Here is a 12,574-nt window from a genome sequence, read left to right as displayed (position 1 = left end):
CTAACGTTATTGTGTGACGTAATGATTAAATTGTGATTACTAGTTGATTAAGAGGGGGAGTTGATGGCGTTGTGACGTTAGAAATCAATACCGTATTGATTTAACCAGGTACGAGCACTTGTAATACTAGTGCAACGCTTTAAAGGGATTTTTGCTTTTTCAATGAAATGAAAAAGATGCGCACCTTGTGACAGGTCATCTACTAACCAGCATTCGGCTATTTGATTGCGTCTGTCCATGTGAAAAATCGTTTTTTGTTTGAAGTTAACCATGTCTTCACTCACCACCCATCCTCGCATATCTACAAGCAGCGCCCATGGCGTATTTCGGACTTGTTGCATAGCAGCAGAGAGCTGATTGAGATAGGCCAGATCCGACTTAATATCCCAGCAACCCTCGAGGTCAACCTTGATTAAATTTCCGCAAACTAGTACCTGAAAACTGGGGAGCATGGCAGTACTTAAAAATATGATAGTGGATGAAAATTTACCATAATTTGTCGTCATTGAAACTGCATTACACGCTTGATTGTTAATTCTTCACGTCGTTTATTGCTCTAAACTTGTTAAATTTTAATTTGCCGGGTATATAAAGATTCAAATGCGCAAATTTGATTCAAAATTTTCAGGGACAGAAACATGAATGCTCACAATCTAATCCACATTGGTTTACCTAAAACAGGTACCACATCGTTACAAAATGGCTGGTTGGGCAATGATAACGTTACTTTGAGCAATGACGGTTTGGGTAGCTTGGTTGAGATCATCAGGCAAGCTATTAGAGATGATTTGTGGTATGAACAAATACCACCAATTCCGAAGCCTGAGTGGGACAAGGTGGTGGCCACTTCTCAGGTTAACATTTGGTCATCTGAAGGGTTGTCCAGTTGGTTGTGGAACAATGCTGCTGCACAAGAACAGATAAGTAAGTGTCGCTGGTATATGGCCGACTCGATGGCAAAGGTAGTGTCTGAAGCAACTGTGTTAATCGTTGTCCGATCGCCACAAGCATGGTGTAAATCGATTTATAAACAGCTGATACAAGAAGGTGGGTTTGTCTCTCCTGAAGAATTTATACAACAGGAAAGTGGGTATTTGTCAGGAACTTTAGACATTCGTGAATTGTATGAGGTATGGGCTGAGTACTTTGGCCGCGAAAATGTGCTGATTGCACCGTTTGAATGGATAAAGAGTGACCTGGTCAAACTAAATTCAAAAGTGTGTCAGAGTATGAACTTGTGTGACAAAACCAATTTGTTTAAAGGGGTGCAACAGGCAAACAAATCGATAACAGACAAAGAAGTCAGGTTTCTGGCTGATTTATCAAGGCAGTTAACTCAGCTTGAGATACGAGCTGAAATATGTCCTGCGAGCTTTACCAAAGCGAAACAAGATCTGCTAACAGCTTTGCGACTTGAGTTGCAAACAGCACATCAGATTTCAAATTTTGTCGATAAACAAGTTCCGGAAATTAACTTGCAATTGCAACTAAACGACGCCATGAAAAAACATATTCAACAAAACTTTATCGAATTTTTACATGATTATAACCATGAGTGGTTTGGACACTACCATTTATAACCTGTTAGATGCACTGATGAGCTTAGACCACCCTAGTCAGTGGTCGAGCATGGTTTATTGAATTAGAAGGGGGATAATGTGCTCAGCAACTAGCTGCTGCGTGCTGTCATTTCTATGATGGGCGGTTACCACCACAACAAGGTCTAGTTCTTTGACGAGTAAAATATACATGCCGCCACCACCCTGTGCTGAAGCGCTGCTATATTTCCTGTCGCCAACACTTAAGTCTGTTCCCCAAAAATAGTAACCATAGCCCTGATTAGAAACATTCTCACCACCGCCATAGATATCACCATCACCAGTGTAAACAAGGCGGCTGGTGGCTTTGTTGAGATACTCCTCGGAGATCAACTGCTCGCCCTGCCATTTACCGTTATTTATGGCGAGCATACCAAACTTCAGCATATCACGAGAGGTAAAGCTGGTTTTCCAGCCAGATTCAGGCAATCCGCTGGGGGCGGTTTTCCAGTGGTAATTACTGATCCCCAATTTATCGAGCAACTCTTTTTGGATGAAGTCTTTGGCTGAACCGGGAACAACAGTATCGAGTACCTGCATAATAAACTGTGGGCCCGTTCCATACTTGAATACCTGAGTTTGTTGCGTAATGGCTTTGCTGGTTTCCAGGATAATCTGTATTTCGTTTTGTCCTTTGAGCTGCTGTGGTTTTTCGTTAATCGCTTTCCATTGCTCTTCACTTATATCAATGCCTGTGGTCATGGTGAGCGCGTGATGTAGCGTGATTCTCTCTGCCCCGGCTACTAGCTTTTGTGGATTGAGGTGGGTTAAAAAGCTGATCACCGGTTTGTGCAAATCCGCCATTGTCAGATAACCCATTTGGATGGCCCTGCCTACAGCCAGAGAAGTATAGCTTTTGGTGGCAGAGGATTGAGGGTGAGACAAGTCTATCCGGCCGCGTCTGTAATAAGATTCAAAAAGTAACCTTCCCCTGTGTGAAATCAGCAGGCTGTCTAATTTGCCATGTTCACCTGTGGCGATTTCTCCTGCCAGTTCGGATAAGGCTGTTTTGTCTACCTTTGTGGTGTTTTTGGCCACTCGAATGCTATCTTTTTGGTCTACAGGTGCAAAGCTAATGTAAGGTTTTTCAAGTTCAGCGATATCCATAAACCGCAACTCAAGTTCAGGTTGTCGCCAATGTTTAATCAAGGCTTCTTGCTTTGTTGCTTTGGGAGCGTGTTGCAAAAATGCATTATTATTCGCTGAGGTATAAGTGCTAACACTGCCAATAAATGCAAGCCCAATGAGGCTTTTAAACGGGAATTTAATGTTCATGTTTTTCCTTTATCTGTACTTTTTTAGGCACTCTAAACGTGCTTCTGTAGATTGGCTACACTAGCTGAAAAGGGCTGAGAAACATGAAAAACTGCTGATTTGTCGCTGATTTTAAACTGATTGTCGACTCGCTATTTTGCTCCTGGGTTTATGGTGATACCTTTTAAACATAAAAAACGGTTGGCGCAGCGTTCCCGGGTTTTGAATCAATGGGGTTTTGAGCTGAGCTACAAAGAGGATTTATGGCGGAACAATTTTGGTTGGGTGGTTTTTTCATTGATTTGTCCCGCAATCAGATCACCCACAATAACGAAACCATTACGTTGCCGCCCAAGGCACTGGCGGTGCTTACTTATCTTGCTGAGCACCAAGGCAAGGTCGTCAGTCAGAATGATTTACTAGATAACATCTGGCAAGGCACTATTGTAGCGCCGAATACCTTGCAGCGTTGTATCGCACAATTGCGCAAAGCTTTAGGGGATGACAGTAAGCAACAGGCTATTATTAGGACCCATGCTAAAAAAGGCTATAGTCTGGAGTGCAATGTGCGTTGGCAAACGACGGACGGTAGTTTTTCGCAATCCAATGGCAAGGCTTTGCATGTTGCTGAACAAGCGCACTCAACAGAACCTGATGAAGTTAACGACGATGTTGAGCCTGCTGAAAACTCTGTTATTGCCAAACCCTCAAGTTCCTCAACCAGGAAGTTAGCTTTAGGCTTGTTAGTGCTGATATTGGTTATCGTCTCGGTCAACTTTTGGCAGCAAAGCACACAGCAATTTAATTTCGAAGTAGCTGATATCCGTCCTTTGACCACTACTGATAACCGCGAACTGGCAAGCACCTATTCACCTGATGGTAAATACATTGTGTTTAAACGCTATCCGGAGATTCTTTGTGTAAACTCACTCTGGGCAAAAAATACCGAAACCCAACAAGAATTCCAGCTGACCGACAATTTTAGCTTTTACGGCCGCCCCGCGTTCTCTGCCGATGGAAAAACTCTGGCTTTTGTTAAAGAGGAGGATTGCAGAAAACCTGTCACCCAAAAGAGTTGTTTTCAGCTGCAAAGTATTGATTTTGCAGCGGCACTTAACGCGCCGCAATCACCCGAAACGTTGCTGGAATGCAACAATACTGAAATTCGCAGTGCCACCTGGCTGAATAACGACGAAATAGCTTTAATGCAAAAACAGAGTGGACGCTGGCAGTTGATAAGCTATTCCATCAGTAACAACAAAAGTTCCATTCTCTATGCCCCCGAGTCTGGCGATGTTATTGCCTTTGATTATTCCACAGAAAAACAATTAATTGCCTTAACCAGCAAGTTGCAGGACGACAAATTTTACATCGAAACTCTGAGTTCAGATGGACAACACCTTTCGCGCCAAGCCATTAAATATCCGCAGGAAATCGCCAGCTTTCGTCCTCTGTATCCTCGCCTTGCACCATCAGGCGAGTTGATGGTGTTTAGTACTGGTCGACAGCTTTTTACCCTGACTTTCGACGGTGAAATTAACCGAGTTAGCGTGCCATTGGACCAAGCCATGGGGACCCCTGTTTTTCATCCCGACGGTAAGCGCTTACTTGCCATTAAAGGTTATTACGACAGTGATATTGTCTCTATGCCAAGGTTGCAGTTTGCCACTGAAAGCCGCAAAAATGGTGGCTCAACCCCGGCATATACTGCTCTTTACCGTTCCACCCATGGGGAAGATCTTGCCGTATTCCAGCCGGGGGGCGATAGTATCGCTTTTATTTCAAATCGTTCCGGCACTTCACAAATTTGGTTAGCTACGGGTGATACCCTCAGACAACTGAGCAAATTCCCACTGGACACCTTTATTAGTGGCTTTGAATGGAGTGGCGATGGACAAAGTATATTGGTAAGTGCAGCTTATGAACTCATCCAGTTTTCTCTGACCGGGCAATCTTCAAGTTTTAGTTTCACTTCGCCCATCTCTAACTTATTTCACTGGGATAAACAGGCACAAACGGCATTGGCTATGGCATGGGTCAATGGCGTAAAGCGTTTTGTGGAACTCAATCTGGCAGAGGCTGGTATGCGAGTGATCAATAACAAACAGGTCGGCTGGGCCCAGAAAAGTGCGTCAGGCTTATTGATCTATAAGGATCACATGGAGCGTTACTGGCAGCCGGGACCTGCAGAGGACAAACTCATTCCTGCATTGGTAGAGCAAGGCAGCAATTTGCACGCAGTTATTTTTGAAAATGTAATTTATGGTATTAATCGCGACTTTCAGTTGTGGTCTTATGATCTCGACGATGCCAGTTTTAACATCTTGGCTGACCTGCCAGATACGGTTGATGCCATTACCGATATCAACCGCGAAAGCATCCTGCTCACCATGCGTATCGCCGCTCGTAAGGATGTAGTGGAGTTGACGTTGAAATAGGGCGATTAAAAGGCCTCTGGAACTGGAGTGAGTAGCAAAGTAATTGTTGAACCATTGACTGAAATAATGAGTACAATAGCTGTTTAATGGTTCAGTCCAGGATAAGTTGAACGAATGCAAAAACACCTTAATAGTTTGGCTAAGCCACTTTTTCTGGCTCTGATTAGCTGTTTTAGCCCGGTAGCTTTAGCATCTAGCAACAAAATCCAGTGGGAACTCTATCTGATTGCGATTTCTGTTATCTCGATAGCCGGAGCCTGGTGGATTACCAGCAAAAAAAGTTATGAAAGTCCGTCAATCAAATTTCTCGTCGCCAGTGTGTACTTCTGGATCTTTACCTTTTTTCAAACCATTGTCTGGGCTTTAATATACGAATTGACTGGCTAGATTAACGTTTACAGCTGCTCCTGCCACATTCAAAAAAAGCGAATTTTCAATGTGTACCCGATATCAATCCGGCATTCTGTTCAAAGGTTTCATATAAAAATTGCATAAGGGCTTTTACACGGGGAAGGTCCCTGAGATCTGGATGAGTTAGTACCCACATTTCCGACTGGGGCGTCACTTCTGCCCCTTCTAGTCTGACTAATTGCTTAGATTGATCTGCCATAAAACACGCCGCCCTGCCTATCCCCAAACCTTGCTCTAAGGATTTAAATACTCCGACGATGTCATCAATCTGCAAAAATACTGGTGCATTGGGATAAGGAGACGATTTTAGCCATTCCGGGCGAGGCCCTTGACCTGTGCGGGTAATCCAGCGCAGCTCTGATTGGGGAGTATTACTGAGATAATCTGGGTTGCCATAAAAGGACAAGCCATAAGGGGCAAAACGCCGACCCACTAAATGAGGTGGCGGCGTATTGGTACTGCGAATAATGACATCTGCTTCGGCATTATCCAAATCCACAAAGGCGGTAGTGCAGTGCAAAGTTAGCTGGATATCCGGGTGGGCTTTTTGAAATTCACTCAATGGATTCATCAAAAAATACTGGAATAAAGGTTCACCCAGAGACAGGGTAATGGGTCCTTGCAGGGCATTGGCTTGAATGGCGTTAGTCCTTTGCAAACTGAGTTCAAGCTGTTCCATTTTGGTAGCCACCTGGATAAAAGAGTGACCCAGTGCAGTGGCGCTAAAACCGTTAACAAGGCGTTCAAAGAGCGGAGCTCGTTGTTTCCTTTCCAGTTGCTCAAGACGTCTGGCAACGGTGGTATGTGTAGTGTTTAACAGCTTCGCCGCACCGCGCAAGGAGCCTGCACGATGTACCGCCAGAACCACTTGATAAACATTCCAGTCTTGCATGGCACGATAATACACCAGGCCAGGTTAAAAACAATCCTCTCACGTTGAGTGCTGCATAAAGTAAGTTGAAGTAACAAATTGGTATGGAGAGTAAGAAATGAAAAATCGAAACTGGTTGATGATGTTACTGGTACTTTGCGTTTGTTCCGCTGGAGTTAAAGCAGGTGAATCAGCTATCAACTTTGCCCCGGGCGCTGCAATGCAAGTGATTGTTGCCATTGGAAAAGAAAACGCAGAAGACATCAGAAGAGAATATTATAACACGGCGATACCTTTGGCTCGTTCTTACGGTTTTTCAACGGTGGCAAGGCTTAAAGTGGACAAAAGTCTGGTGGGAAACATAACCGCGCCAGTGATTGTGATCGGAAAATGGGAGGATGTAGATCGTTGGCAGGCCTTTCAAAATGACCCTCGTTGGCCAGCACTAAAGGCAATGCGAGCCAAAGGCTGGCAACAGCTGGATTTATTCACCAAAGCCTTAGACTCATCACTGGCGCTTAATTTTAGTCCAGACAAGTTCTATACCCTGGCTTTTGCGTCATTTAATCCAGAGCATCCGGGTGATTACACCAAGTATCTGCATAATATACAGGCGCCGCTAGGTGAAGCAGGTGGTAAGTTCATTCATAAGATGATCCAACCAGGTTTTGACACTCATAGCGAGTCTGCACAGCAGGTGAGTCAAATAACTTTGGTAGAGTGGGATAGCGCTGAAGGATTACAGCAACTTTTGACCTCCCCAGATTATCTCAAACACAAGCACCTGTTAGAAACCGGGGTAACGGATTTTGCTTTTTTACGCGTTTCTGCGATGGATTGAGGGGCAAACTAAACATTAGCAGTGTATAACCGATGCACTGCTAAACAAGTCTGAGTGTGAGGTTAGAATCCCATTGAAGTTAACGCAGAAATGGCGGATAAAGCCGCTTCATTTGCACTGGAACCAAGCGTTAGTGATGTTGCTTCACCAGCAAAATACACTTTGCTGTTTACAGGGGCTGCTAAACTTTCGCGCAAAGCCACATTTGTTGCTTCCCATTCTTCCTCACTGGCGCTTGAATAATTGGCCTTATCAAATGAAGGTGAAGAGTAAGTGCCTCTTACATATGGGTTTGTTGTCCAGTTTTCTACGATTGCCGCCTTAAACGTTGCAGTCGCCCGACCGTTAAATTTCTGATCCAGGTCTTCAAGGATTTGTGCAACTATGACTTCATCTGATTGTTGCTGAGCTAGCGGATCATTTGTTCGAACGACCAAAACACCCAAAATGTTTTCATCGGATCCTTTACCCAAAGTTGCATCAAAATAACTGTATTCAGTCCATTCAATGACCTCTCCGTTGTTAACATTGTCAATATCGTCTTCATATAGTTCGGGATAGAAGTTACTGGAGAACTTCAGAAAAGCTTTCAAACCTTGTGGGAAGACGATACTGGCAATAGCATCCTGCTTCTCTCGAGATAATTCGGGTTCAAAGGAGATTATTCCTGCTTTAAGTACACCTAAAGGCACGGTGACAAGTACTTTTTTTGCTGTGTAGTTACGTTCAGCTGCTTTAACAACCACGGTATCACTGCTGTAATTAATATGGGTAACTGGACTATTGTAGATAATGTTCTTTGCAATTGCTTGTGCCAGATTGTCTGCCACGAAATCGTACCAGGTGGTATTTTTAAATTTAAATTCATTTGTGGGTAAATATTTGATTAGCTCAACATCAATGTCCTTGGCAGCTTTATCACTAATGAAGGAGGCTAACAGTTCTTTTGGATTACTCGCCGTATGTATCCACTCTGCGCCTAAATCAATTGGAACGTCAGTAAATTCAGTATCTTTTTTTAATCTTCCACCAAATCTATCGGTGGCTTCCAAAATAATGAAATCGATATTTTTTAGTTGTAACTCATAGCCTGCTGTTAAACCTGCAATACCGGCTCCAATAACAATGACTTCAGATGTCGTTGTGACATTGGGTGAGTTATTTTCGGGTACATAATCGCCACCGCTTGCGACACAAGCAAGCGAGATGAAGGCAAGTACTGCCGCAATGGTATAGTTTTTAATGAAATTTCGCAGAGGCACAATCGATACTCTATTCGAGTCGACATTCAGACTTTAAAGCATGGTTACACTAAGAGCGAGAAAAGAAAACAAAAAACCCGGCCAATGCCGGGTTTTTCGTAAATAGATTAAGTAGCCGGGGCTGATTACATCATGCCGCCCATGCCACCCATGCCGCCCATGCCGCCCATATCTGGAGCCGCAGGTGCATCATCTTTAGGTGCATCAGTAACCATGCACTCAGTGGTGATCATTAAGCTTGCGATTGACGCTGCGAATTGCAGAGCTGAACGCGTTACTTTAGTTGGGTCAAGGATACCCATTTCGATCATATCACCGTAAGTGTCGTTACCGGCGTTGTAACCGTAGTTACCTTCGTTGTTCTTAACTTCGTTAGTTACAACAGAGGCTTCTGCACCAGCGTTAGTAGAGATTTGACGCAGAGGCGCCTCCATCGCACGTAGTGCAAGGTTAACACCGTGAGTTTGGTCTTCGTTGTCCCCAGTAAGGCCAGCTAATTTTGCTGCAACGCGAACCAGAGCAACACCACCACCAGGTACTACACCTTCTTCTACCGCTGCGCGAGTTGCGTGCAGTGCATCTTCTACGCGTGCTTTTTTCTCTTTCATTTCAACTTCAGTAGCCGCGCCAACTTTGATAACGGCAACACCGCCAGACAATTTAGCCAGACGCTCTTGCAGCTTCTCTTTGTCGTAGTCAGAAGTCGATTCTTCGATTTGACCACGGATTTGCGCGCAACGACCTTTAATCGCTTCTTCGTCGCCAGCACCGTCAACAACAGTGGTGTTGTCTTTGTTGATAACGATACGCTTAGCTGTACCCAAATCTTCTAAAGTGGCTTTTTCTAACTCAAGACCGATTTCTTCAGAGATCACAGTACCGCCAGTTAGTGTCGCGATGTCTTGCAACATAGCTTTACGACGATCACCGAAACCAGGTGCTTTAACTGCAGCAACTTTAACGATACCGCGCATGTTGTTAACTACCATAGTAGCCAGTGCTTCGCCTTCTAAGTCTTCAGCGATAACCAACAGAGGCTTAGACGCTTTTGCAACAGCTTCTAATACTGGCAACAATTCACGGATGCTTGATACTTTCTTGTCAACCAAAAGGATGAAAGGGTTGTCTAGTTCAACAGTGCCATTGTCCTGGTTGTTGATGAAGTAAGGAGACAGGTAACCGCGGTCAAACTGCATACCTTCAACAACGTCTAATTCGTTTTGCAGAGCCTGACCTTCTTCAACAGTGATAACACCTTCTTGACCTACGCGGTCCATTGCTTCTGCAATGATGTTACCCACTTCTTCGTCAGAGTTTGCAGAGATAGTACCTACCTGAGCAATCGACTTGCTGTCTTTACATTCAGTAGACAGTGCTTTTAACTCTTCAACAGCTGCCGCAACGGCTTTATCGATACCGCGCTTAAGGTCCATTGGGTTCATACCCGCAGCAACAGACTTCAGACCTTCAGTTACGATAGACTGGGCTAACACAGTTGCAGTAGTTGTACCGTCACCAGCTTCGTCGTTCGCTTTAGACGCAACTTCTTTAACCATCTGTGCGCCCATGTTTTCGAACTTGTCTTCCAGTTCGATTTCTTTGGCTACTGATACACCGTCTTTAGTGATGGTAGGAGCGCCGAAAGACTTGTCTAAAACTACGTTACGGCCTTTAGGACCTAATGTTACTTTTACTGCATTTGCTAAAACGTTAACACCCGCCAACATTTTTGCGCGAGCGTCATCTGAGAAGCGTACTTCTTTAGCTGCCATGTTTAATTCCTCTAAATTTGCTTAGTTGATGGGTTGGATTATTCGACGATTGCCAGGATGTCGCCTTCGCTCATGATAAGCACTTCTTCGCCATCCAGCTTTTCAGTTTTAACGCCATATCCATCATTGAAGACAACGATGTCGCCAATTTTTACGTCAAGGGCACGCACATCGCCATTGTCAAGAATGCGGCCGTTACCAACAGCGATAACTTCGCCACGCGTTGATTTTTCAGCAGCAGAGCCAGTTAGAACGATGCCGCCAGCAGATTTAGTTTCCTGCTCGTGACGCTTTACGATAACGCGATCGTGTAAAGGACGAATTGCCATCTCAAGATCTCCTGATCAGTCTTGTTTAGTAAAATAAAAACCCTTCACAGGGCGGTTATTTCTGCCACCTTGCATACGCAAAATGGCTTGTTGTTTGTGTCTGCAAGCCTAGATGGGGGTCTGGTTATCGATCTCAAGCACTTTTTTTAAAAAAAAGTAAAATTTTCTGATTTTGTCCAAAAATGCGGGATGAATGTCCGGTAAATCAATGAAAGGACTTTGATAATGGCCTGAATTTATTGTCCTGGAGTAAAATTATGCAGCGAAAAAAGTTGGCTATTCTGATTTTTGATCAAGTAGAAGTATTAGACTTTACCGGGCCGTTTGAGGTGTTTTCTGTAGCTGATGAATTGCACCAATTCTCGTTATTGGAGGTGTGCACTGTTGCCTGTTCTGATAAACCGATTACGGCGGTGAATGGCTTGAAGGTGGTTGCCGATTACAACTTTGAAGATTGCCCGGAAGATATCGACATTTTGGTGCTGCCCGGTGGCGATGGTACCAAACAACATTACAATAACCCGACTTATCAGAGCTGGATTGAAGAAAAATACCACAAGGCTGAGCAGGTACTAACTGTGTGTTCTGGTACCCGTTTTTTGGCCAGTTTAGGGCTATTGGATAAGAAGCGCTTTTGCACGCATCAGGAGGTTTACCCGGCACTTGCAAAGCTGGTTCCTGCAGGACTACCGCAACAGCATTTACGCTACGTTACTGAAGGTAAACTCACCTCTGCTGGGGGGATTTCTGCGGGCATTGATGCGGCATTTGATGTGTTACAATGTTTAGCCGGAGCGCAAGTGGCCAACAAAACCGCACAATACATGGAATATCATCGCAATGATGCAGACAGTGGACACGAATACCAGCGTCACCCGGTAACACCGGTAAAACATTTTAGTTTGTTTTAATACCTTCAGGCTGAGTAGTGTCAACAGATAAAGAGATATCTTGTAGCTTAGGCCATTGATATACATCGCGTGTATCAATTGTCGGGTTCGTTAATTGTATCACTCGACGTTTTGGGATATCGGTTTTGGCGATGGCACCATCTTCGATGGTGTCAAACAACACATCAAAAGAACCATCCTCAATACTGGCAAGCAGCCCTTTTTTAATAGTGTGAGCCAGGTTTTTGTTGTCTTTATGTACGAAATAAAAAACATATGCGGGGTAATGCAATAAATGGTGTTGCTCAACAACTATACCTTCTGCTTTATGGGTTGCTGCTTCCCTCCAGGCCTCCAAAATCGAGCGGGGAAAATAGTCGGCGCGGCCTTTATGCAATAGTTCAAACATAGCATCATAGAATTCAACGCTTTCTACCTTATAGTTGTTGTGTTTGAGTACCTCTATGTCTGGCCAGTCGTGGCCTTGCACGGCTAAACGCTCATTTTGTAATACGCTCAGTGGTAACGACGTTGAAAAATGCGCTTGTTGCTCCTGTTTGATCAGGAATACCCGATAGCCAAAAAGTCCTTTATAGATGGGGATTTTTATCGCCAATAGCTCATTTTCTCTGGCGATGGATGTCATGCTCCAGGCCACATCGATTTCAACGTTTTGAGCCAGTAATTTCAGAGCCCGTCCCTGATGAGTCTCTATGGTAGATTCTTCGAGCTTATATTGTTCTGCGGGCGCCGCTTTTTCTAATGCTAACTTTAACAGAGTCAGGGGATATCCGTCAGAGAAAGACTGATGGGGATAGGTCAGGACGGTTTCTGCCTTAGTTAGCGCAGTGAACACAAGCAGAAACAAAGCGAAAAATCTCACTACTTCACTCTTTTCATATCTGGTT

12 protein-coding genes are annotated in these 12,574 nt (G+C 44.2%); 5 read left to right on the top strand and 7 right to left on the bottom strand.

Annotated features, from left to right (window positions below; all coding sequences use genetic code 11):
* Nucleotides 1-77: 77 nt before the first annotated feature.
* Entirely contained in the window at nucleotides 78-506 is a 429-nt protein-coding gene (locus AABA75_RS19360; protein ID WP_338294376.1) for a hypothetical protein, read from the bottom strand.
* A gap of 132 nt (nucleotides 507-638) precedes the next feature.
* On the opposite strand from AABA75_RS19360, the gene AABA75_RS19355 reads away from it, so the two are divergent.
* Entirely contained in the window at nucleotides 639-1,580 is a 942-nt protein-coding gene (locus AABA75_RS19355) for a sulfotransferase (protein ID WP_338294375.1), read from the top strand.
* A 54-nt stretch (nucleotides 1,581-1,634) separates the two neighbouring features.
* Here the strand turns inward: AABA75_RS19355 and AABA75_RS19350 are convergent, their stop codons facing one another.
* Entirely contained in the window at nucleotides 1,635-2,873 is a 1,239-nt protein-coding gene (locus AABA75_RS19350) for a serine hydrolase domain-containing protein (RefSeq protein ID WP_338294374.1), read from the bottom strand.
* A 242-nt stretch (nucleotides 2,874-3,115) separates the two neighbouring features.
* On the opposite strand from AABA75_RS19350, the gene AABA75_RS19345 reads away from it, so the two are divergent.
* Nucleotides 3,116-5,290 carry a winged helix-turn-helix domain-containing protein gene (locus AABA75_RS19345; RefSeq protein ID WP_338294373.1) on the top strand — a complete coding sequence of 725 codons (2,175 nt, stop codon included), beginning with the start codon at nucleotides 3,116-3,118 and terminating at the stop codon, nucleotides 5,288-5,290.
* A gap of 114 nt (nucleotides 5,291-5,404) precedes the next feature.
* Nucleotides 5,405-5,677: a hypothetical protein gene (locus AABA75_RS19340; RefSeq protein WP_338294372.1), complete on the top strand. Its 273-nt coding sequence runs from the start codon at nucleotides 5,405-5,407 to the stop codon at nucleotides 5,675-5,677.
* 46 nt (nucleotides 5,678-5,723) lie between these two features.
* Here AABA75_RS19340 and AABA75_RS19335 read toward each other — a convergent pair whose 3' ends face one another.
* A complete protein-coding gene (locus tag AABA75_RS19335; RefSeq protein ID WP_338294371.1) occupies nucleotides 5,724-6,593 on the bottom strand; it encodes a LysR family transcriptional regulator in 870 nt (289 codons plus the stop codon).
* A gap of 97 nt (nucleotides 6,594-6,690) precedes the next feature.
* Here AABA75_RS19335 and AABA75_RS19330 point away from each other — a divergent pair, with 97 nt between their 5' ends.
* Nucleotides 6,691-7,413 carry a DUF1330 domain-containing protein gene (locus AABA75_RS19330; protein ID WP_338294370.1) on the top strand — a complete coding sequence of 241 codons (723 nt, stop codon included), beginning with the start codon at nucleotides 6,691-6,693 and terminating at the stop codon, nucleotides 7,411-7,413.
* A gap of 62 nt (nucleotides 7,414-7,475) precedes the next feature.
* Here AABA75_RS19330 and AABA75_RS19325 read toward each other — a convergent pair whose 3' ends face one another.
* From AABA75_RS19325 to AABA75_RS19315, 3 genes are all read right to left on the bottom strand, one after another.
* On the bottom strand, nucleotides 7,476-8,675 hold the full coding sequence (locus AABA75_RS19325) for a flavin monoamine oxidase family protein (protein WP_338294369.1): 1,200 nt from the start codon (nucleotides 8,673-8,675) through the stop codon (nucleotides 7,476-7,478).
* Nucleotides 8,676-8,800: 125 nt separating this feature from the next.
* Complete coding sequence (gene groL / locus AABA75_RS19320) at nucleotides 8,801-10,447, bottom strand: chaperonin GroEL (protein ID WP_338294368.1); 1,647 nt, start codon at nucleotides 10,445-10,447, stop codon at nucleotides 8,801-8,803.
* 38 nt (nucleotides 10,448-10,485) lie between these two features.
* Nucleotides 10,486-10,776 (bottom strand): co-chaperone GroES, encoded by a 291-nt coding sequence (locus AABA75_RS19315; protein ID WP_338294367.1) that lies wholly within the window; start codon nucleotides 10,774-10,776, stop codon nucleotides 10,486-10,488.
* Between the two features lie 257 nt (nucleotides 10,777-11,033).
* On the opposite strand from AABA75_RS19315, the gene AABA75_RS19310 reads away from it, so the two are divergent.
* On the top strand, nucleotides 11,034-11,687 hold the full coding sequence (locus tag AABA75_RS19310) for a DJ-1/PfpI family protein (protein WP_338294366.1): 654 nt from the start codon (nucleotides 11,034-11,036) through the stop codon (nucleotides 11,685-11,687).
* Here the strand turns inward: AABA75_RS19310 and AABA75_RS19305 are convergent.
* A complete protein-coding gene (locus AABA75_RS19305) occupies nucleotides 11,674-12,549 on the bottom strand; it encodes a transporter substrate-binding domain-containing protein (RefSeq protein ID WP_338294365.1) in 876 nt (291 codons plus the stop codon). The two genes, AABA75_RS19310 and AABA75_RS19305, sit on opposite strands and share 14 nt — an antisense overlap.
* Between the last annotated feature and the right edge of the window lie 25 nt (nucleotides 12,550-12,574).

The sequence above is a fragment of the Planctobacterium marinum genome (genome assembly GCF_036322805.1).
In the GTDB taxonomy this organism is placed as follows: Bacteria; Pseudomonadota; Gammaproteobacteria; order Enterobacterales; family Alteromonadaceae; genus Planctobacterium; species Planctobacterium marinum_A.
Note: the sequence above shows the minus strand (reverse complement) of the source record. Positions and strands in the feature narration are given on the sequence as shown.